Raw genomic sequence first — 21547 nt, 5'->3', positions numbered from 1 at the left:
TTCCGAACAGAGAAGTTAAGCTCACTTGCGCCGATGGTACTGCAATGCAATGCGGGAGAGTAGGTAGCCGCCTCCTTTCAATTTCAGAAGCCTCGATTACGAAAGTAGTCGGGGCTTTTCTGTTTAATAACTCTGGCTATTTAGTATAATTACCCTTGCTATATAATATAATAACCCCTCGCTATTTACCATAATAGCGAGGGGCATTTCTGCGATATTCTGAGTGTTTTGTCTACTGCTTGGTGAATTTCAGTTTTTTAGGAATCTTCACCCATTTCCGGTTTCGGGCAATTTTCAGGTTACTTCCTTCTTTCTGCTGCAACTCGTAACTACCATCGGGCAAGGCTATGAGGTCGGCAGTAAGATCTTCGCTCCCGTAATCATTGATAATGGATAGATGAGCGGTCTTTCCCTCGATGTCAGCATCTGTAATCAGCCATTTGCGACTATCATGTCTGTCACCGAAATATCCGGGCATTTCACCGAACAGTTCCTGTCCTGGAACCTTGAGGTTCTTATGGTAGAAGTCTATATTCATATAGACATCATACTCTTTGTTTGTAATCTTCCCCTTGAATAGGGTGCTGTCTGTTTGTGCCATACTAGATATACTAATTAGGCATAATAATGTTGCTAAAATCTTTCTTTTCATCTCTTTTTTCAATTAACTGCGACAAAGTTATTCATTTAAATCAAGAAAACTGCATTTTTTTTAGGATTTTAATAAGATTAATTCGTTTTTTTGCAAATATTTATCTATCTTTGCGGTGTTTATTGATAATTATATATGGAAAAGAAAAGATTATTTCCAGATTACATATTTGAGTCTAGTTGGGAAGTGTGTAATAAAGTTGGTGGTATCTACACCGTTCTTTCAACACGAGCTAAGACTCTTACGGAAAGGTTAAAGGATCAACTAATCTTCATTGGTCCTGATTGCTGGGGAGACAAGGTTAATCCTTATTTCTCTCAAGATGATACGCTTTATGCGGCGTGGAAAACAGAAGCTCTGAAAGAGGGCTTAAAGGTTAAAGTAGGTAGATGGAATATACCGGGAGAGCCAGTAGCTGTTTTAGTAGATTTCAATCCTTACTATGCTGTTAAAGACCAGATCTATGGACAACTATGGCAGGACTATCAGGTTGATAGTCTTCATGCTTATGGTGACTATGACGAAGCATCGATGTTCTCTTATGCTGCCGCTCTGGTAGTAGAGAGTTTCTACAAACATGTCGTTGGAAAAGGCAAGAAAGTTATCTATCATGGAAATGAATGGATGACAGGACTTGGTGTGCTCTATGTGAACAAGCATCTTCCTGAGGTGGCTACTGTATTCACCACGCATGCTACAAGTATCGGTCGTAGTATTGCCGGTAATAATAAGCCTCTTTACGATTATCTTTTTGCCTATAATGGTGATCAGATGGCGCAGGAACTCAATATGCAAAGCAAGCATTCTATAGAAAAGCAGACTGCTAAGTATGTTGATTGTTTCACAACAGTGAGTGATATTACTGCCAACGAGTGCAAGGAATTGCTCGATAAACCGGTAGATTTCGTTTTGCCTAACGGATTTGACAATAGTTTTGTACCTAAAGCAAGTACCTTTACAAAGAAACGTAAGGAGGCAAGAAAGCGTTTGCTCGATGTAGCCAATGCTTTGATGGGTACAGATTTGGATGATGATACGCTCATCGTTTCTACCAGCGGACGCTACGAGTTCCGCAACAAGGGTATCGATGTCTATATTGAGGCTATGAACCGACTGCTTCGTGACAACAATTTGAAGAAGAATGTATTGGCATTCATTGACGTACCTGGTTGGGTAGGAGATCCACGTCAGGATCTGTTGGATCGTCTGAATAGCGGTAAGAAGTTTGACACGCCATTGGAGGTTCCGGAGATTACCCATTGGTTACATAATATGAGTCATGATAATGTATTGGGTATGCTGAAGTACTTCAACATGCATAATAATAAGGAAGACAAGGTGAAACTGATATTCTTACCTTGCTACTTGACAGGCGATGATGGCATTATCAACAAGAGCTACTATGATGTAGTGTTAGGTAATGACCTCTGTATCTATCCTTCTTATTATGAGCCATGGGGATATACTCCATTGGAGGCTGTTGCGTTCAAGGTGCCTTGTATCACCACCGATTTGGCTGGTTTCGGTCTTTGGGCTAACTCAGAGAAGGGAAGTTACAGTGAGATAGAGGATGGTGTGAAGGTTATCAAGCGTACCGACTATAATTATTCTGAGGTAGCTGATGCTATCAAGGATACCGTAGCTAAGTACTCGGGATTCACCAAGACACAGGTGAACAAGTGTCGTAAAAATGCTGAGATTCTTTCAGAAAAAGCATTGTGGAAACACTTTATCGAGTATTACTATGATGCTTATGACTTTGCCCTGCGCAAGGCTGAAGTTCGTATGAAGAAATAATAATCTCTCTTTCTTGATGGCGTAAGCCATAAAACAAATATTTGGATTCTGCAAGAATCGCTATGTTTGCAAGATAGAAAATATACATCTTAAAAATAAAACACAATGAAAATTAAGGCAGACTATGCTAATGCTCCTCAATGGAAGGAGACAACCATTAAATCAAGCCTTCCTAAGGAGTTGAAGTGCTTGGATGAGATCGCTCACAATATGTGGTGGGCATGGAATTATGAAGGTCGTGACTTGTTCAAGAGCCTCGATGCTGATTTGTACGAGAAGTGCAATGCTAACCCTGTATTGCTCTTGGAGCGTTTGAGCTACGACCGCAAGGAGGCTATTGTTAAGGACAAGGAGACAATGGCTAAGGTTAAGAACGTCTATAAGATGTTCCGCGAGTACATGGATGTGAAGCCTAATGCTAAGCGCCCTTCAGTTGCTTACTTCTGCATGGAGTATGGTATTAACCAGGTGGTTAAGATTTACTCTGGTGGTCTTGGTATGCTTGCTGGTGACTACTTGAAGGAGGCTTCTGACAGCAACGTGGATATGTGTGCTGTTGGTTTCCTCTACAGATATGGTTATTTCAAGCAGTCTTTGAGTATGGATGGTCAGCAGATTGCTAACTATGATGCTCAGAACTTCAACTCTCTCCCTATCGAGCGAGTATATGATGAGAATGGTAACCCATTGGTAGTTGATGTGCCTTACACAAACTATCAGGTACATGCATACGTATGGCAGATGAATGTAGGTCGTATCAAGTTGTATCTCCTGGATACAGATAATGATATGAACTCAGAGTTCGACCGTCCTATCACTCACTCTCTCTACGGTGGTGACTGGGAGAACCGCTTGAAGCAGGAGATTCTGCTCGGTATCGGTGGTATGCTCGCATTGAAGAAGATGGGTATCAAGAAGAATATTTATCACTGCAACGAGGGTCATGCAGCTCTCTGCAACTTGCAGCGTCTCTGCGACTATATCGAGGAGGATGGCTTGAACTTCAACCAGGCTCTCGAGCTGGTTCGTGCTTCTTCTCTCTATACTGTTCATACTCCAGTTCCTGCTGGTCACGACTACTTCGACGAGGCTCTCTTCGGCAAGTACATGGGTGGCTATCCACAGCGCCTTGGTATCTCTTGGGATGAGTTCATCGGTATGGGTCGTGAAAATGCAGATGATCACAACGAGCGTTTCTGCCTCTCTACATTCGCATGCAACACTTGCCAGGAGGTTAATGGTGTAAGTAAGCTTCACGGTTGGGTAAGCCAGCAGATGTTCTCTAACATCTGGAAGGGTTATTTCCCAGAAGAGAACCACGTAGGTTATGTAACCAATGGTGTTCACTTCCCAACTTGGACAGCAACAGAGTGGCGTAAGCTCTACGATACATATTTCGACAAGAACTTCATGAACGACCAGAGCAACGAGGAAATCTGGCATGCCATCTACAATGTTTCAGATGCTGAAATCTGGAATACCCGTATGACATTGAAGAAGAAGCTCGTAGCTTATATCCGTGAGAAGTTCACCCAGACATGGTTGAAGAACCAGGGTGATCCTGCTCGTGTAGTATCTTTGCTCGAGCGTATCAACCCTAACGCTTTGATGATTGGTTTCTGCCGTCGTTTCGCTACATACAAGCGTGCTCACCTGCTCTTCACCGACTTGGAACGCTTGTCTAAGATCGTTAACGATCCTGAGCACCCAGTATTGTTCTTCTTCTCAGGTAAGGCTCACCCAGCTGATGGTGCAGGTCAGGGCTTGATCAAGAAGATTTTCGAGATCAGTCAGCGTCCTGAGTTCCTCGGCAAGATTATCTTCCTCGAGGACTACGATATGACTTTGGCTCGCCGTCTGGTTTCAGGTGTTGATATCTGGATGAATACTCCTACACGTCCATTGGAGGCTTCTGGTACATCTGGCGAGAAGGCTGAGATGAATGGTGTTGTCAACCTCTCTGTACTTGATGGTTGGTGGGTAGAAGGTTACCGCGAGGGTGCTGGTTGGGCTCTTCCTGAGAAGCGTACATACCAGAACCAGGGTTACCAGGATCAGCTTGATGCTGCTACTATCTACAACCTCTTGGAGAACGACATCATCCCTATGTATTACAACAAGAATAAGGAAGGCTTCAGCAAGGAGTGGATCCAGGTAGTAAAGAACTCTATTGCTACTATCGCTCCTCACTATACAATGAAGCGCCAGTTGGATGACTACTATGATAAGTTCTACAATAAGGAGGCTGCCCGCTTCAAGAAGTTGAGCGCTAACGACAATGCACTTGCTAAGGAGATTGCACTCTGGAAGGAGAGCGTTGCAGAGCGTTGGGATGGTATCCACGTTGTATCTAAGGACGACTGCATGCTGATGGCTGCTGAGACTGGTCAGAAGATCAAGCTTCAGTATGTTATCGATGAGCAGGGCTTGAACGATGCAGTAGGTTTGGAGCTTGTTGTATTGAAGGAGCAGCCAGAGGATGGCAAGCAGATTTATGCTGTTTATCCATTCAAGATGGTTGGTCACGAGGGTAACAACTTTACATTCGAGGCTGAGATTGAGCCAATCAATGCTGGTTCATTCAAGACAGGCGTACGTATGTATCCTAAGAATGATAAGTTGCCACACCGTCAGGACTTCTGCTACGTGAAGTGGTTGAACTAATATAATAGCGACATTGTCACATTATAAATATATGAATCCTGTATCTCTTTTGGGGGATACAGGATTTTTTTGTTTGAAACCGAACAATGAACAGTGTTATTGTAGTTGTGGAAAGTGAATTGTGAAAAGTGAATGTAGATTGGAAACAGGGGAAGAATGGAATCATAAAAAAGGAGTCTTCCTTTTTAAAAGAAAGACTCCTTGTAAACTTGTATGATGATATTTCCTTATACCAGGTACTGGGAAGAGATACTCTCGTTATCCTCAACACGGCGAATGGTTTCTGCAAACATATCTGCAATAGAAATCTGCTTAACCTTTGCGCAACGCTTGGTGTAAGGGATGGAATCAGTGAATACTATCTCCTCAAGAGCTGAATCCTGAACACGCTCAGATGCAGGACCACTCATCACGCAGTGAGATGCACATGCACGAACAGTCTTTGCACCAGCCTGCTTCATGATGTCGGCAGCCTTCGTGATAGTACCGGCTGTATCGACCATATCATCAATGATGACAACATTCTTGTCTTTTACATCACCGATAATCTGCATGCTTGCTACTACATTGGCGCGAGCACGGGTCTTGTTGCAGAGCACGAGAGGGCAGCCGAAGTACTTAGCATAAGTGTTGGCACGCTTAGAACCACCAACGTCTGGAGAAGCAATGACCATATCCTTGAGGCGTAAGCTCTGCAGGTATGGCAAAATAACGCCAGATGCATAGAGGTGATCTACAGGAACATCAAAGAAGCCCTGAATCTGGTCGGCATGGAGATCCATGGTGATGAGGCGGTCGATACCGGCAACGCTGAGCAAGTCGGCTACCAACTTAGCACCGATGCTGACACGTGGTTTGTCCTTACGATCCTGACGAGCCCATCCGAAGTATGGAACAACAGCAATAATATTGCGGGCAGAAGCACGCTTTGCTGCGTCAATCATCAGGAGCAACTCCATCAAGTTGTCTGAATTAGGGAATGTGCTCTGTACGAGGAAAACATCGCGTCCGCGGATAGACTCCTCGAAAGATACGCCAAATTCACCATCAGAGAACTTGGTTACAACCAAATTACCCAGTGGGCAACCTAAACTAGCGCAGATTTTTTCTGCAAGGTATCTCGAGTTAGTACCTGAGAATACCAAAAAAGAGTTCTTGTCACTCATTTCTATTAGTGTTTATGTGTATTAATAGTTATTTTTATCTATTTTCATGTAGGGGGATGAATCTTTTTTCGGGAAACACCGGGTTAGCTGATAGCCTTTCTCAATTTCTCGAAGTGAAGAATCAGCTCTTTGAAATCGCGCTCGTTGTGAATGTCGAAACGGTTCCAGAGATCTCCACAGATTACTACTCCTCCAAATCCGAGTTCCTTGGCAATCTTGAGATTTTCCAGACTCATGCCTCCCAAGGCGTATACCTTCTTGTCTATGAGTCCTGCCTTGGCTGCATTCTCAAGCTGCTGCAGATTGAAGGAAGACCTTTCATCTTTAAACTCAATACAGTCGAAGATGTTTTTCAGAAACACATAGTTTGATTTCTTCTTCATCTCTTTCAGCATCGAGAGATCTGTGCAGGTGCGACTGAATTTGCCTTTGTATCCATCCGGTACCGGTGCTAGCGGATCGTCTATATGGATTCCTGCTAAATCATATTCCTGTTTGAGGTAATAATGATCATGAACAGTAATCTTGCGAAGATAGTCTTCAGGCAGTAACGTGAGCAGTCGCTCAGCATACATTGGTGACGAACCTGGCTTGAAAAGATGCAGGTTGTCCATGCCCTCGTCGAACAGCGAGGATAGTATTTTATCTTCTTCCACAAAGAATGTGGACTTGGTCATTATCGCTAATTTCATCGTCAAAATGATTTTTATGATGCAAAAGTATTAAAAAAAACGCAAACTAGCAATTATATTCGGGATAAAAAGCTATCTTTGCACCATAAAATTAATATTTATCAAGTTATGCAAGTAAATTTAGCGAATTTTAATGAGATTCATCGACCAATTTACGTTTTAGAGGAAGAACGTTTGCGACACAATCTGTCGCTCATCAGGAGTGTGGCTGAGCGTGCCGATATGGAAATTATTCTAGCTTTTAAGGCTTATGCTCTTTGGAAGACATTTCCGATTTTCAGAGAGTATATTTCTTCGACCACGGCCAGCTCTCTTAGCGAGGCAAAACTGGCGTATCATGAATTTGGCAGTAAGGCGCATACTTTTTCGCCGGCTTATACCGATTATGAGATTGATGAGATAGCACAATGCTCAAGCCACCTTACTTTCAACTCGCTTACGCAATATGAGCGATATCATGAACGGGCTCGTCGGGCAAATTCTGACATCAGACTGGGATTGAGAGTAAATCCGGAATATTCTGAAGTCGGAACATTGCTGTATAATCCGTGTGCACCTGGAACCCGATTCGGTGTATCGGCAGATAAATTGCCTCAAACTTTGCCTTCAGATATAGAAGGATTCCATTGTCATTGTCACTGCGAGAGTGGGGCGGATGTCTTTGAACGTACGTTAGCTCATATCGAAGAGAAATTCTCTCCTTGGTTTCCGCAGCTGAAATGGATCAATTTCGGTGGAGGTCATCTGATGACCAGGAAGGATTATGATGTGGAACACCTTATTAATATAATAAAGGGATTTCATCAGCGTTATCCTCATCTTAAAATTATCATGGAACCTGGTAGTGCCTTTGGGTGGCAGACCGGGCCGCTTGTAACTCAAGTAGTAGATGTGGTTGAAGATAAAGGTATCAGGACAGCTATCATAAATGCCAGTTTTACCTGTCACATGCCCGACTGTCTGGAGATGCCGTATATGCCAGCTGTCAGAAATGCAGAAACCCTGGAGGTTGATGATCCGACGAAGGCTCCTGAGGGCGCACATATATATAGAATAGGTGGCAACAGTTGTCTGAGTGGAGATTTTATGGGCTTCTGGAAATTTAACCATGAATTACAAATAGGCGAGAATGTTATTTTCGAAGATATGCTGCATTACACTACGGTAAAGACAAATACCTTTAATGGAATCACTCATCCATCAATAGGAATCGTACATTTAGATGGAAAATTGGAAACTCTAAGAGATTTCAGCTACGAAGATTATCGCAGTAGGATGGATTAGTATAATTTCCATTTTCCCGATTTTTCTGCCGGATGAGTTTAAAAATCGGCAAAATAAGGCTTAAAATGTGTGTTTTGCTCACTAAAAAGGGCAAAATGCACATTTTTTTTCAAAAAAATCGAAGAAAAGTTTGGTAATTCAGAAAAAAGTAGTACCTTTGCACTCGCATTCAGAGGAACGCTCCTAAGTAATAGGAAAACTGCGGAAATAGCTCAGTTGGTAGAGCACAACCTTGCCAAGGTTGGGGTCGCGGGTCCGAGTCCCGTTTTCCGCTCATTTTTTTGAAACAACATCAAGTTTTATCTTGGTTAGATAATTGATGACAATATACTTGGAGAGGTGGCGGAATTGGTAGACGCGCTACTTTGAGGGGGTAGTGACAATTGTGTCGTGGGAGTTCGAGTCTCCTCCTCTTCACTGGTATTGTTATCTTACAAGCGGAAATAGCTCAGTTGGTAGAGCACAACCTTGCCAAGGTTGGGGTCGCGGGTCCGAGTCCCGTTTTCCGCTCGATCATTTTTGTATTAAACCAAGATAGGTTTAAGTTTAGGGCCCAAGTGGCGGAATTGGTAGACGCGCACGTTTCAGGTGCGTGTGTTTCACAACGTGCAGGTTCGAGTCCTGTCTTGGGCACAATGTTTAAATTAGCTTAGTGTTGGAGAGGTGGCGGAATTGGTAGACGCGCTACTTTGAGGGGGTAGTGACAATTGTGTCGTGGGAGTTCGAGTCTCCTCCTCTTCACTTTTATTGTTGTTTTACAAGCGGAAATAGCTCAGTTGGTAGAGCACAACCTTGCCAAGGTTGGGGTCGCGGGTCCGAGTCCCGTTTTCCGCTCTTTTTTTTGAACTCGAGAAACATACCCATTTATGAATTTATATTTAAGATATTTTGATCAGGAGACATTAGTTACTAGTGTTGATGATGCTATTGGTTTTTTAAAGAGTATTCCTGAGATTGAGATGGATGCAGAGCTAGAGGCAGATGTTCGTGAATATGCCGCTAGCGATTTGACGTATCCAAAAAGATATAAGGTACGCCCACGTGTTTATTTTATTGTGATAAAGACTACGGCGCAAACTATGCAGGATTTTAAGGATAAGAAAGCATTGCGTACTCCTACTCCTGCAGAGAGAATGGAGAATCCTGTTGTTGCCAGTTTGGCTCAAGAGGCTCCAGGCTGGTATGAAGGATCACTTGATTTCAAGCGTGTTGTGATGGTACCGGCTACAGGAAAGTTTGAGTACCGTGATACTCATTTCGTTGCGGATGTTAAAGCTGAATCAGGTTTGGATTGTTACAATCGCATCGTAGATTATCTGCGCGATTGTGTAGATTCACGCAGCCAGTTCCCATCTGCAAAAGGTAAGAATTTCCATTTCCGCTATCTGGGAATGTGGAAATAAAATATTCAGAAATTTAAAAGATTCGTGTCATGAACAAGGTTATGCTAATTGGTAATGTAGGTAAAGATCCTGACATTCATTATTTCGAAGCAGATCAGGCAGTAGCTCAGGTTTCTCTCGCAACTACAGAGAAAGGATATACTTTGCCTAATGGTACCCAAGTGCCAGACCATACAGATTGGCACAATCTTGTTTTTTATCGTGGGCTTGCAAAGGTAGTAGAGAAGTATGTGCATAAGGGTGACCGCCTTTATGTGGAAGGAAGAATCCGCTACCGCTCCTATGATGACAAGCAGGGTAGAAGACAATATATTACAGAAATCTATGTAGATAATATGGAGATGTTGAGTACTCGCCCTGCTACTAAAGAACAATAATTATTAATTTTTAGCTCAGAAATTGGATATATCCACCATAACTGATGCCTTCGGTGATGTGATGCTGATGCAGCCTTCCGCCGGGGTTATTGTAGCTGCTGTACTTGCAGCTATATTGTTAGGCATGTCTGCTTTTGCCAGTGGTTCCGAAATTGCTTTTTTCAGTTTATCACCAACTGATGTTGCGGAACTTGAGGATGAAAAGACTGATGCCGATAAGAAAATACAGATGTTGCGTGATGATTCTGAACGTACATTGGCTACCATTTTGATAACCAATAATTTTGTGAATGTCACAATCATCATGCTCCTTAATTATGTATTCGCAGGAATCGTAGAGTTTGGTCCTAAAGCTTATTGGCTTCAGTTCCTGATTATTACGGTTATTCTTACTTTCTTGCTTTTGCTTTTTGGTGAGATTATGCCGAAAGTGTATGCCCGTCAGGATCCTCTGAAGTTCTGTCGCCGGTGTGTAGGGGGAATTCTGTTTGCCAGAAAGTTGTTTTGGCCTTTAGAAACTATCTTGCTGAAAAGTGGAATTCTTGCAGAAAAGATTATACAGAAGGAAAATCATGTGCTGAGTGTTGATGACTTGGAACAGGCTCTGGAACTGACTGATAAGAATGATATCAAGGACGAGCAGAGCATGCTGAAGGGTATCATCCGTTTTGGCGATGAAACAGCCAAGGAGGTGATGACCAGCCGACAGAATATTGTTGACCTGGATATCCGCAGCACCTATCCAGAAGTATTAAAGTGCATTGAAGAGAATAATTACAGTCGTATTCCTGTTTATCAGGATAATACAGATAATATTCGTGGTGTACTGTATATCAAGGACTTATTGCCTCATCTTACGAAGTCTTCCAACTTCCGTTGGCAGAGCCTGATTCGTCCTCCTTACTTTGTTCCTGAAACCAAGAAGATAGATGATCTGCTTCGCGAGTTCCAGGACAACAAGGTTCATATCGCCATTGTGGTAGATGAGTTCGGAGGAACATCGGGTATTGTTACTCTCGAAGATATTCTGGAGGAAATTGTAGGTGAAATCAATGATGAATACGATGAGGAGGAGAAGTTCTACTCGAAATTAAATTACAATACCTTTGTTTTTGAAGGTAAAACGCTTCTTTCTGATTTCTGCAAAATCCTGAATGTAGATGACGAAGAGTTCGAGGAGGTTGAGGGTGATGCTGATTCTCTGGCTGGTCTGCTCTTGGAAATCAAAGGCGATTTCCCAAGTATGCACGAGAAGATAGATTATAAGAACTATACTTTCGAGGTTATGCAGATTGAGGAGCGTCGCATCAGCAAGATTAAGGTGACGGTACATCCTTTGAAAGATAACGTGGAGGATTCTTCTAAGTAATCATCAGTATTCATCAATATCAGAATATAAAAAATATGGCAGTTGTCAATATACGAGAAGTTTATCCGGGAGTGAGTCTTGGTTTATGGCAGATGGATGAAACTGTAGAACAGTTGTTCGGGCAGTATCCTCATCTGCAGGCTTACCGCTCTCAGGTGGAAGAGAAATATAAGAACGATGGCAGGAAACTGGAGTTTCTTGCCATTCGTGCATTAATGTATGAGATGCTCAAGACGAACGGGGCTTCCAAGGGCTTGCTTTCTCATGCGGGTGACATTACCCACAACGAGGCTGGAAAGCCATTGTTCCGTGGTTATCATATCAGCATTTCGCATACCAAGGGTTATGCTGCGCTTATCCTTTCCAAAAATCAGGAAGTGGCGGTGGATATCGAATACTTCAGCGATAGGGTTGAGCGCATCGCATCCAAATTCCTGCGAAAGGATGAGAAGGCGGAAGATCTGGATGCCAAGCTGGTGCATTGGTGTGCCAAGGAAACGGTCTTCAAGTTATTCTCAGAGGAAAACCTGATGTTTGAGGATATGCGGGTGAAGCCGTTTGATACGATGGCAGATTGGTCGTGTGATGTGGAGAATCTCAAGAGCAGAAAGACGGCGCATGTGGATTTCGAGTTAACCATGGAATTTGTATTGACTTATGCTGCGCTATAATATCCTGACCATCTTCCTGGCATTCAACTTGCTGGCTGGGGCACAGGATTGGAAAGTAGTGAGAGAGAATCCTCAGAAAGCTTTTCCGAAAACCGTGACTGCGGGCAACTACAGTGGCATTGCTCATCTGCATGATGATATCTATGCGGTGGTAAGCGACAAGTCGGATAGTGCCCTGTACTTCAACTTCCGGATTCAGGTGAATCCCAAGACCGGCGAATTGGAACAGGTTGAAAACCTTGGGTTTACCGAGAGAACAGATGGAACGCTGAACGACGGAAAGCCTTGGCTGGGGCAGGAGAAAGACTTTGACCACGAAGCCGTCGTGAAGGTTTCTGATTCTACCTTGGTGATAACAAGCGAAGGATATTGCCATTTAAAGGAGTATCCTGTTCTGCCTACTTCGGCAGATGCTCCCAAGATTAGCTATCAGCAGAACCTTTGGGAGAGCAGATGGCCTTCTTCTGATTTTTATCCAAATTATAATTTTGAGTCTCTGGCTTTTGATTCCGTCCGTCAGTATCTCTGGACGATTTCTGAGAGCACGCTCCGCAAAGACGGACAGCCTGCTACTCCTCAAAACGGATTGGCCAACCAGCTTCGTTTGATGAGGTTTGATTGGGGAAAGATAAAGGAAAATCGTAACAAGGAAAATAATGGCAAGGAAGACTGTAGCGAGCAAGAGAGTAGCAAGAAAGCCTCTCGTTACATGACAGCCTATGCCTATCAGATGGATCAACCTTCTACCCATAAGAAAGCAGATATCTATGTGATGGGGGTGAGTGAGCTTTGCGCCTTGCCCGATGGTCAGCTTCTGGTTCTGGAGCGTGAGGCCTTTATCCCAAAGATTAAGATTGGGGCTTTCTGCAAGTGTAAACTCTATCAGATTAATCCTTTGAATTCTGAGGAGTTTGCTTTGAAAGAGAAGTTTTCATCAGATACTCCTTTCTTGAAGAAGAGATTGCTTACGGATTGGAAAACCGGCTTATCGCTTTCCAAGCGTTCCTTTGCCAATTACGAAGGCATGTGTCTTGGTCCCAAGCTGGAAGATGGTTCCCAGGTTGTCATCCTGCTGTCTGATTCGCAGGATCAATATGCGGGAGTATTGAAAGACTGGTTCAAGACGATTGTCATCAGAAAGGAATAAAGTTGTTATGTTGTAATCCTCAATCTCGTCCATAACCATCTAGGAATGAGTCGCCAGAGGAAGACGAGGATATCATATCTCCAGTCTATTACCTTAACTTCCTTTCCGTTTTCGATGGCACTTACGATATGCTTCGCCACATCTTCCGGTTTGAGTTGCAGCGGATAGCTGCTGCCTGCGATAAGGTCGGTCTTTACGAAGCCTGGTCGGATATCTGTGATGGCGATGGGAAGATGACGCATCCGTGCCTGCTGCGACAGGCATTCCAGATAATGGTTCTGGAATCGTTTGGTGGCAGAGTAGGCTGGGGCGGCACCGAGACCTTTGGTTCCGGCAATGGAAGTGATGCAGGCAATGCGGGCTTTGGGGTTGCAATGATGATGAGTAGCAAACCAGTTGAATGCCGTATCCACCATTCTTGTGAATCCTAAGCCGTTGGTTTCCAGGGTCTTCATTTCCTTTTCTATATCCAGCGAGTTGTTCTGCCAGCCAATGCCGGAACTATGGAAGTAGAGGTCCATGCCTCCCAACTTATCGATGAGTTCCTGAAGTTGGGCAGGAGCATCTGGAGAAGTTACGTCTATTTGCTGGTAGCAGGTAATGCCGCCCTGCGAAATCAGAGCCTGCAATCTTTCGATTCTTCTTCCGGCGATTCCTACCTGCCATCCTTTTGCAGCAAGCAGTTTTGCCACTTCCATTCCGATGCCCGATGTGGCACCCATTACAATTGCTTTCTTTGCCATATTGTCCTATTATATAAGGTGAAGTATTGATAGTTCTATTTATATCAAGGTGAAATCTTGTCTAACTCTATCTAAATATCTGAATCGCTTTTATTCTTCAGCAGCTTTTCCGCCTTCTTCACGCTTCCAGCTTTCAGAATCAGCAGCTTCACTTCCTCGTAATCCGTATATTCCGGATTGCGTTCCATGAAGATACGGCAGGCACGGTCGATGAGTTTATGATTGATGAGCTTGGCGTTCACCATCTTGTTGCCTTCCACTCGTCCTTGACGAATCTGAAGAGAAGTGCTGATCATATCCAGAATCATCTTCTGCGATGAACCGGCTTTCATGCGGGTACTTCCCGTTACGAACTCCGGTCCCGTGATGACTTCTACAGGATAATCGGCAGCCTGGGCGATGGGGGCGTGAGGATTGTTGACAATGCACCCCGTAGGAATGCCAGCCTCCTTGCAATATTTCAGGATGGCGAGCACGAAGGGAGTAGTGCCGCTTGCCGAGAAGCCTAGCACGAAATCATGCTTTGAGATATGCTTGTCGCAGAGCTGGTGCCAGCCATTCTCCAGGTCGTCTTCTCTTGATTCCCTGGTTTGTGTAAGGCAGCCGATGCCTCCGGGGAAGATGGCTTGTATCTGTGAACCGTCGATGCCATAGGTGTTCTGCACCTCGATGGTATCGAGCGTAGCCAGTCTTCCGCCCGTTCCGCAACCGGCATAGAAGAGCCTTCCGCCCTTCTTCAGCTGCCCTTCGATGGCGGAAATCAGTTGGTTGATGGCAGGCAATGCTTCTTCTATTGCCAGAGCCACCTTCTTGTTTTCTGCATTGATATGAGCGGTGAGTTCAGCCACGCTCATCTTTTCCAGATGTTCATAGAGCGAGCTCTGCTCTGTTATTCTCTTTTCTTCTTTATTTGGCATATTACTTTATCTTTAGGGTGTAGATTTAATGTAATGAAGCCTAGATGGTCGCGGAGGCTATGGCTTGCAGTCATCTAGAGAGTTCTATCATGATGAGACCTATCATCCGATGGGCTCCTATTCTTCTGCCAGGAAATAAACCGGAGCATTGCGTGAACCTTCTTTAATCAGGAAGCCGGATTTTTCCAGTTTCTTCAGCCAGTTGAGTGCTGTCTGTTTGCGGATATGAAATTCCGCTTCCAGTACTTTTCGGTTGATGGAACGGTTATGCTTCAGATACTCTCTTATTTTCTCCTTCAATGCATCTTCAGAGAAAGGGTAGGATCGGGAAGTATATTGTGATTTCTCGAAATGGGTATTATATTTCACCTGTTTCAGCAAGTCTGCATTGGGGCGAAACTTGATGCCTCTTACGCTTACATATTCTGCTCTCACTTTATTGTCGGGTTTCAGTTCATCCATATCCAGATCTACCGAGAGCGAGAGATAACCTATTTCCGGAATGTTGATACGTCTTCCCTCCTGCAAGTCTTCTTCTATGATATCACGCAGTTTCATGAGTACGGACGAAACTTCGCCTTCTCCAAGGCAGCTATGTCTGGCGATTCGGCTGATCATCTCCTTGTCTGTCATAGCTGTTTGCTCAAAGATATGGGCGAATCGGCGTGTCTCTTCATTTCCTCCTGCATTGGGAAGATAATGAATCTCATATTTTATAGCCATCGTATTCTTCTTTCTGTTTAGCGATACAAAGGTAATCTTTTATTCTTAAACTACCAAATAAAAATGGCACTATTATGGATGAGCGGTTTGATTGATACGAATGAGCGGTGCTATTGATGTGGGTTAGAACTGCTTATCAATAGGAATAAGCATCGTAAGAAGCCTTTATAAGTTGTCGGAAGAAGTAGGATAAGTTGTTGGAACAGTAAGTATCTGTTGCCGGAAAAGTCACTTCCGTCAGTCGCACAACAGCTGTTGTGCGCTTGCATATCAGCTGTTATGCGCTTGCACAACACGTGTTGTGCGAGCGTAACACAGTTGTTGTGCAGTAAAATTTGTAACTCTCTTTATCATATTGCAATTCCTTCCTTATTTACGGGATGATAGAATAAGGTGTATTTAGGCGTTGTGAGAGCTGTTTGCTGGCATCTAAAGAAGAAAAAAGGTAAGGTTTAATAGAAGTTTTTCGATGAAAGGTGCGCTCGTTTCAATAATTTGTTGTATCTTTGCAAATGGATTTGGCTACTGCCATTTCCAAGACATCGTTGGTAAACAAAAGCATTCGCTATTATTTCGCGTTCAGCCAAAAGCCTCGGAAACTTATTGGAAATAACGTAACAAGGAATAATTGTGATAAGGCATTCGGTATGGGGTGCCTTAGTCTACATATGTATTAGCAATGCACCATCGCTATAGGCGTGGTGTATTCTTATTATGTAGACTGAGGTTTCCATTCCGAGGCTGCCTCATAGCTGAACGCAATAAGAGCATCACGCCCTTTTTGCGTCTTGGCGTGATTGATAGTTAGTGCTTGTAACTCATTAATTATCAATTAAAATATTATGGCAAAAAGAACCATAGATAAAGCTAAGGCAGCAAAAAAAGATGAATTCTACACGCAGCTAGAAGACATCAATAATGAACTCCGTCATTACCGTGAACATTTTCGTGGTAAGACCGTACTATGTAATTGTGACGACCCTCGTGTAAGTAACTTTTTTACTTATTTCGCATACAATTTTGAGTTTCTTGGTTTGAAAAAACTGATTACTACTTGCTATAAGAATCAAGATATGGATTTGTTCAGTATGAATAAAAGTGAGCAAGCAGTATATCTTGTTTATGAAGGTGACAAAAATGGAAATCATATTCCTGATGCGGAAGAAATTGGAGTGAAGCCATTAAAGGGTGATGGTGATTTCCGCAGTAAAGAGTGTATTGAACTTCTGAAAGAAGCAGATATTGTAGTAACTAATCCCCCTTTTTCTTTGTTTCGTGAGTATGTGGCTCAATTGATGGAATATGATAAGAAATTCTTGATTATAGGGAATAAAAATGCTCTTACTTATAAAGAGATTTTTCCATTGATCCAAGAAAATAAACTATGGACTGGGTATAGGGGCTTTTCTGGTGGAATGTGGTTTAAAGCTAATTATGAAGGGAAAACGGAAAAAATTATCCATGGTGAAAAGATAATAAATGTCCCTTCTATTTGGTATACAAATTTAGATATTCAAAAACGTCATGAAGATTTAATCCTCTATAAGACATATTCGCCTAACGCTTACCCGAAATACATCAATTATGATGCTATTGAGGTGTCAAAGACAGAACTGATACCATATGATTATGATGGAGTTATGGGAGTGCCTATTACTTTTATGGATAAGTATAATCCTGAACAGTTCGAAATTATAGGCATAGGTAATGGAGGTGAATTGGGGGTAGAGTGTGGTGTAAGTGCTAACCTTACTGTCGAGCAATGTGCAGCTTTATTTCGTGAAGATAAAAGTTTTCGCAAAGGTAAGTTGTGCTATCGCAATGAAACTGGAAAATTAGTTGGTTGTTATGCCAGAATATTAATCAAGAAAAAATAAGAGTCAATTATGGATATAAAACCAAAACAAATAGCAGTTCGTGACCTTATAGCAGGTTATACGAATGATCCCAATCATGGTGTTTATGGTTATCATGGTAAGTTGAATATTCGCCCTCCTTATCAGCGTGAGTTTCGTTATGAACTCAAACAACAGCAAGCTGTGATAGAGACAATCCTCAAAGGATACCCTCTTAATATCATGTATTGGAGTGTTGTGGATGATGGAAGTTATGAAATGATAGATGGTCAGCAACGTACTCTGTCCATTTGCGAATATTATCTACATGGTTTCAATATCGTTGATAAAGACCGTCCAGTTCTTTACTTTGACAATCTTACGGAAAAAGAGAAAAAGGATTTTCTTGACTATGAATTGACTGTATATTTCTGTATTGGCACAGACAAGGAAAAACTTGATTGGTTTCGTGTGATTAATATAGCTGGAGAACGTTTGCTTGACCAAGAGTTGCGTAATGCAGTGTATGTTGGTCCTTTTGTAACAGATGCTCGTCGCTATTTCAGTAAAAATGGTTGTGCGGCTTATAAGGTCGGTGGTGATTATATGACTGGCAAACTGGAGGAACAAGCGTATCTTGAGACAATACTAAAATGGGCAGCTCGTCATGATGGAATACAAGATTCAGCCCCAATTGATAAGTATATGGCGATTCATCAATACGATCCAAACGCCAATCAGCTTTGGGCTTATTATATGCAGGTGATCACTTGGGTGAAAACAACTTTCAAGAAATACCGAAAAGAAATGAAAGGCTTAGACTGGGGGGCTATGTTTGATGAGTTTGGAAGCAACATCTATGATACGGAGCAACTAGAGTCCGAAATTCATCGACTGATGGAAGATGATGAAATAATGAAGAAGGCAGGCATCTATCGTTATGTGCTGAGTGGTGATTTGCGCGATTTAAGTTTCCGTACTTTTGATAAGAAACAGAAACGTGAGGCTTATGAGCGACAAAAAGGAATCTGTGCCCATTGTGGTAAACCTTTTAAGTTAGAAGAAATGGAGGCAGACCACATTACTCCATGGTGTGAAGGTGGAACGACTGTTGCCGAGAATTGTCAAATGCTTTGTCGTACTTGTAATAGAATAAAAGGAGGAAAATAAATGATGGATTTGAGCTTTTATAACAATGGACATAAAGAGGTATTTTATGAAAAAGGTTTGATGGAAAGACCAATACGCCGAAAACGATAAAAGAATCTAAGCACCCTTCAGTAGTGGTATCTGTAATACGAGTTGCTCATCAAACAACTGAAGGGCGCTTTTGCAATCACATTAATTGCTTTTTAGCCATTTCTGACACCAAATCTATGAGTTCCTTAGCTGGCTCGACCAATGGAAGCACCTCTGTTTCCATATCAAGAATATGGCGGTCTTCATAGTCGCCAGTTAGTCGTAAGGAGAAAAGCTGATTGAATGTCTTGCCATACTTTTTGTCAATGATGTTGTTTTTCAAAAAGACTTTTCCAAACATTTGGATTACGCCATTATGAGTGCTAGCTTCATATTTGTAAGAAATGAGCAAAGCAGAAACAGCATAGTAAGCTGCATAGTATAAACGATTGGCTGCTGTTTCGACATAACCATTTTCTATGGAGCCAACAGCTTCATTATATGTTCGATATGCTTTTTCTAGTCTATATTTTACAATTTCGGTTCTGTCAGTGTCTGTAAGTTGTCCCTTTATCATATGGCAATTCCTTCCTTATTTACGTTATGATTGAATAAGGTATAATGGTTCTCCTCCCATTCTTTTTGTGAGAAGAGAACAGGGTTGATGATTTCATCAATATCCCAGCCTAATTCTCTTAGTGGATAAGAATACTTATCGTAATCTTGAAGCGTAACTTTTGGCTTGTCTAGAAGAATCAATACATCCCAATCACTTCCTTCATGTTCTGTACCTCTAGCGCGGGAACCAAACAAGATGGCTTTTGCATGAGGATCAATCTCATGCAATCTATTGTGCATTGCTTCTATGATTTGTTTCTTCTCCATATCTATCAATATTAATATATGTGTTGCAAAAATACGAGTTTTCTTTCTAATCACCAAATTTTTAACATAAAATTCTGTCTAATATCTTAAAATAAGCGTTTGGCGAGTTTTTAACTCTCTGTGGTGTCTATGGCTTCATCTGCTTTTATGGTTAATTATCTGTAAATAAACAATACCATAGAGTTGTAATCAAATAAAATAATGTACTTTTGCAAACGAATATTCAGAATAGCTTATGAATAAAGAAAAAGACGATTTCTTCCTCCATTCCAACGAGGTGAATCATATCAACAGAGAAGATTACGTGACGATAGCGCTGTATCGGTACCATTATCCCAAGATAATCATAAGACCTTGGTTCTGATGTGACTTGCTAACTTTGCTAACGATGCTTCATCAATGGTTCGCTTGCGTTCATCTCCTTGACACATACCTTGCCAACCTTACGGAAGACTTTCAATTGTCGTTCACTACCCATCTGTTTCCATCAGAGCAGCACAAAGTGGTTTGCAATCAGCACCTGCATGCCGAATGCAGTGGGTCTGCCACCATCTCTTTAGAAGTTACGACAGAAATCTATCAAATATAGCCAATATCAGACTTCATTCTGTCTCAGGACACACAACCATATTGCATAGTTATAACCTGGGAATTTCGGTTTCAAGAGTTTCTATGACTTTCTCGACATTATTGATAAGCAAACCCCTCTCTCTGAGAATTTCAATTTGCCTCTCGGTTGCTATGGGTCAGTAGCAATTTATCCCCACTAAATTGCTACTGACCCGTATGTCTGCTATCCCACTCGTATGGCGAAAAATTAATTCCGAGAACCCTAAATAAAAGTCTATTCAGGAATAATCCAAAATAGTAACTATTCACAATTACAAATTGCAAGAATGTGCTCTCTTATGGAATTATACCTGTCTTTGGGAGCATAGCTTGCAAGATTTTTCAGAACTTCATCAATGTATTTGTTTATAACATTAGCATAAGTTCTAATGTCCCAACTACTACAATATCTATCTTCGAAGTGCCTTCCATCTACATATTCACTGGAGTGAACTTCAAAAGTACATGTTGCGTCTTTATACTTCATCTGCCATGTTGTGTCATTCCAAAAGAAATGGCCGACATGGCAAATATTGTATTGTCGCTTTAATGTATCATAGTTGGCTTCAAAAGTCTTAAAAACTTTACATAAAACAGTTGCATCAATCAGAGAACGTTCATCCTTATAAATATTGTTATGACTCTTTATCTTAACTTCTCCAGTTCTAAGATCATAATTACGTATCGCAGTTTCGATATCTTTATATGGTTTAAAATACATGATGATAATTATTTAACCTTAATTCCGCAACACTATTATAACTTAAACTTTTTAAGCACCTGTGCAACTTCTTGTTGCTCAGAATCTTGCCATGTCAGAATTTTTACTTATCTTAGTGTTGCGAAAAGAAAACAAGCAAAAAACTCTGATGACGCTGCAAAGATACAAATAAAATCTGAGAAACCCACTCCTTTTGGAGGAATATTTTCGGGTCGTGGAGCAATTTGACTCCACATTGTCTTCTGTAACCGACTCAACCCTCGGTCTAAGGTGTAGATCGTTCCATTCCATGGCACGTTTTCTCGCCATGGCAGAGCTTAAGTAAACTTAGCTCTGCTCATCTGGCTTAACGAAAACTTTCGGTTATCGGTACAGCGAAATCATCCGTTCTCTCATGAGTATCTACTTCTGTGGTGGCTCATGTACCCCAGGATGTCACTATTCATTTGATGAACCATCTCTCACTTCATCCGACACTTCGCACTTGTAGCTCTGACACTATTGCATTGAGCAAGCTCTACTTTTACCTTCGAGCATAAAGTCAAGAGAAGAATGATGATTGACGAAGGCATAGGCTTCGCTATCTGCCATATCCGATGCTTGACATCTTTCCCACATAGCATTATATTTCCATTTGTCATACTGGTAAGCAAAGACAAAGGATAGTACGGCAATAACTGCCAAAACTATTTTGTTACTTTTGATATTCATAA

At 42.0% G+C, this 21547-nt stretch carries 21 protein-coding genes, 6 tRNA genes, 1 rRNA gene and 1 pseudogene; 19 read left to right on the top strand and 10 right to left on the bottom strand.

Annotated elements, in window-relative coordinates:
* Positions 1 to 76, top strand: a 5S ribosomal RNA gene (gene rrf, locus NNC77_RS16785); the annotation flags it as partial.
* A gap of 156 nt (positions 77 to 232) precedes the next feature.
* On the opposite strand, the gene NNC77_RS13365 is transcribed toward rrf, so the two are convergent.
* Positions 233 to 652 (bottom strand): hypothetical protein, encoded by a 420-nt coding sequence (locus NNC77_RS13365; RefSeq protein WP_437183290.1) that lies wholly within the window; start codon positions 650 to 652, stop codon positions 233 to 235.
* A gap of 135 nt (positions 653 to 787) precedes the next feature.
* Here NNC77_RS13365 and NNC77_RS13360 point away from each other — a divergent pair, with 135 nt between their 5' ends.
* A complete protein-coding gene (locus tag NNC77_RS13360) occupies positions 788 to 2449 on the top strand; it encodes a glycogen/starch synthase (RefSeq protein WP_118139967.1) in 1662 nt (553 codons plus the stop codon).
* Positions 2450 to 2554: 105 nt separating this feature from the next.
* Positions 2555 to 5113: an alpha-glucan family phosphorylase gene (gene glgP / locus NNC77_RS13355; protein WP_234564853.1), complete on the top strand. Its 2559-nt coding sequence runs from the start codon at positions 2555 to 2557 to the stop codon at positions 5111 to 5113.
* A 227-nt stretch (positions 5114 to 5340) separates the two neighbouring features.
* Here the strand turns inward: glgP and NNC77_RS13350 are convergent, their stop codons facing one another.
* Positions 5341 to 6279: a ribose-phosphate pyrophosphokinase gene (locus NNC77_RS13350; protein WP_006849494.1), complete on the bottom strand. Its 939-nt coding sequence runs from the start codon at positions 6277 to 6279 to the stop codon at positions 5341 to 5343.
* Between the two features lie 83 nt (positions 6280 to 6362).
* Positions 6363 to 6971: a thiamine phosphate synthase gene (locus tag NNC77_RS13345; protein ID WP_118065971.1), complete on the bottom strand. Its 609-nt coding sequence runs from the start codon at positions 6969 to 6971 to the stop codon at positions 6363 to 6365.
* 108 nt (positions 6972 to 7079) lie between these two features.
* Here NNC77_RS13345 and nspC point away from each other — a divergent pair, with 108 nt between their 5' ends.
* From nspC to NNC77_RS13285, 12 genes are all read left to right on the top strand, one after another.
* Positions 7080 to 8255, top strand: coding sequence for a carboxynorspermidine decarboxylase (gene nspC, locus NNC77_RS13340; protein ID WP_254971326.1), 1176 nt, complete (start codon positions 7080 to 7082; stop codon positions 8253 to 8255).
* Between the two features lie 201 nt (positions 8256 to 8456).
* Positions 8457 to 8529, top strand: a tRNA-Gly gene (locus tag NNC77_RS13335).
* Between the two features lie 59 nt (positions 8530 to 8588).
* Positions 8589 to 8672 (top strand) — tRNA-Leu (locus NNC77_RS13330).
* A 20-nt stretch (positions 8673 to 8692) separates the two neighbouring features.
* Positions 8693 to 8765, top strand: a tRNA-Gly gene (locus NNC77_RS13325).
* A 41-nt stretch (positions 8766 to 8806) separates the two neighbouring features.
* A tRNA-Leu gene (locus NNC77_RS13320) sits at positions 8807 to 8888 on the top strand.
* 24 nt (positions 8889 to 8912) lie between these two features.
* A tRNA-Leu gene (locus NNC77_RS13315) sits at positions 8913 to 8996 on the top strand.
* A 20-nt stretch (positions 8997 to 9016) separates the two neighbouring features.
* A tRNA-Gly gene (locus NNC77_RS13310) sits at positions 9017 to 9089 on the top strand.
* A gap of 32 nt (positions 9090 to 9121) precedes the next feature.
* Positions 9122 to 9658: a hypothetical protein gene (locus NNC77_RS13305; protein WP_006849491.1), complete on the top strand. Its 537-nt coding sequence runs from the start codon at positions 9122 to 9124 to the stop codon at positions 9656 to 9658.
* Positions 9659 to 9687: 29 nt separating this feature from the next.
* Positions 9688 to 10035 (top strand): single-stranded DNA-binding protein, encoded by a 348-nt coding sequence (locus NNC77_RS13300; protein ID WP_022120694.1) that lies wholly within the window; start codon positions 9688 to 9690, stop codon positions 10033 to 10035.
* Between the two features lie 61 nt (positions 10036 to 10096).
* The gene (gldE, locus tag NNC77_RS13295) at positions 10097 to 11404 is read left to right on the top strand and encodes a gliding motility-associated protein GldE (RefSeq protein ID WP_181975347.1); all 1308 of its coding nucleotides are present in this window, start codon (positions 10097 to 10099) and stop codon (positions 11402 to 11404) included.
* Between the two features lie 35 nt (positions 11405 to 11439).
* On the top strand, positions 11440 to 12075 hold the full coding sequence (locus NNC77_RS13290) for a 4'-phosphopantetheinyl transferase superfamily protein (protein ID WP_254971324.1): 636 nt from the start codon (positions 11440 to 11442) through the stop codon (positions 12073 to 12075).
* Complete coding sequence (locus tag NNC77_RS13285) at positions 12062 to 13222, top strand: esterase-like activity of phytase family protein (RefSeq protein WP_254971323.1); 1161 nt, start codon at positions 12062 to 12064, stop codon at positions 13220 to 13222. Before NNC77_RS13290 ends, NNC77_RS13285 begins: the two co-directional genes overlap by 14 nt.
* A gap of 5 nt (positions 13223 to 13227) precedes the next feature.
* Here the strand turns inward: NNC77_RS13285 and NNC77_RS13280 are convergent, their stop codons facing one another.
* The 3 genes from NNC77_RS13280 to NNC77_RS13270 form a co-directional block, all read right to left on the bottom strand.
* Entirely contained in the window at positions 13228 to 13965 is a 738-nt protein-coding gene (locus NNC77_RS13280; protein WP_254971321.1) for an SDR family NAD(P)-dependent oxidoreductase, read from the bottom strand.
* A 71-nt stretch (positions 13966 to 14036) separates the two neighbouring features.
* Positions 14037 to 14882 (bottom strand): N-acetylmuramic acid 6-phosphate etherase, encoded by an 846-nt coding sequence (locus tag NNC77_RS13275; RefSeq protein ID WP_203050897.1) that lies wholly within the window; start codon positions 14880 to 14882, stop codon positions 14037 to 14039.
* A 117-nt stretch (positions 14883 to 14999) separates the two neighbouring features.
* Positions 15000 to 15605: an HU family DNA-binding protein gene (locus tag NNC77_RS13270; RefSeq protein WP_119226965.1), complete on the bottom strand. Its 606-nt coding sequence runs from the start codon at positions 15603 to 15605 to the stop codon at positions 15000 to 15002.
* A gap of 842 nt (positions 15606 to 16447) precedes the next feature.
* Here NNC77_RS13270 and NNC77_RS13265 point away from each other — a divergent pair.
* A complete protein-coding gene (locus NNC77_RS13265) occupies positions 16448 to 17482 on the top strand; it encodes an adenine-specific methyltransferase EcoRI family protein (RefSeq protein ID WP_254971319.1) in 1035 nt (344 codons plus the stop codon).
* A gap of 9 nt (positions 17483 to 17491) precedes the next feature.
* Entirely contained in the window at positions 17492 to 18610 is a 1119-nt protein-coding gene (locus NNC77_RS13260; protein WP_254971318.1) for an HNH endonuclease family protein, read from the top strand.
* Positions 18611 to 18776: 166 nt separating this feature from the next.
* Here NNC77_RS13260 and NNC77_RS13255 read toward each other — a convergent pair whose 3' ends face one another.
* Together NNC77_RS13255 and NNC77_RS13250 are read right to left on the bottom strand one after the other, a co-directional pair.
* Entirely contained in the window at positions 18777 to 19196 is a 420-nt protein-coding gene (locus tag NNC77_RS13255; protein WP_254971316.1) for a HEPN domain-containing protein, read from the bottom strand.
* Complete coding sequence (locus NNC77_RS13250) at positions 19193 to 19504, bottom strand: nucleotidyltransferase domain-containing protein (protein WP_118255230.1); 312 nt, start codon at positions 19502 to 19504, stop codon at positions 19193 to 19195. The genes NNC77_RS13255 and NNC77_RS13250 overlap by 4 nt, the downstream gene beginning before the upstream one ends.
* A gap of 235 nt (positions 19505 to 19739) precedes the next feature.
* Between NNC77_RS13250 and NNC77_RS13245 the strand changes: the two genes are divergently transcribed.
* Complete coding sequence (locus tag NNC77_RS13245; RefSeq protein WP_254971315.1) at positions 19740 to 19868, top strand: hypothetical protein; 129 nt, start codon at positions 19740 to 19742, stop codon at positions 19866 to 19868.
* A gap of 507 nt (positions 19869 to 20375) precedes the next feature.
* Here NNC77_RS13245 and NNC77_RS13240 read toward each other — a convergent pair.
* Positions 20376 to 20834: a hypothetical protein gene (locus NNC77_RS13240; RefSeq protein ID WP_254971332.1), complete on the bottom strand. Its 459-nt coding sequence runs from the start codon at positions 20832 to 20834 to the stop codon at positions 20376 to 20378.
* Between the two features lie 99 nt (positions 20835 to 20933).
* Here NNC77_RS13240 and NNC77_RS13235 point away from each other — a divergent pair.
* Positions 20934 to 21337 (top strand): annotated as a pseudogene (locus NNC77_RS13235) (hypothetical protein); the annotation flags it as partial.
* Here the strand turns inward: NNC77_RS13235 and NNC77_RS13230 are convergent.
* Positions 21333 to 21545 carry a hypothetical protein gene (locus NNC77_RS13230; protein ID WP_254971331.1) on the bottom strand — a complete coding sequence of 71 codons (213 nt, stop codon included), beginning with the start codon at positions 21543 to 21545 and terminating at the stop codon, positions 21333 to 21335. The pseudogene NNC77_RS13235 and the gene NNC77_RS13230 overlap by 5 nt on opposite strands.
* Positions 21546 to 21547 lie beyond the last annotated feature (2 nt).

The sequence above is a fragment of the Segatella copri genome, from assembly GCF_024330485.1.
GTDB lineage: Bacteria > Bacteroidota > Bacteroidia > Bacteroidales > Bacteroidaceae > Prevotella > Prevotella copri_L.
Note: the sequence above shows the minus strand (reverse complement) of the source record. Positions and strands in the feature narration are given on the sequence as shown.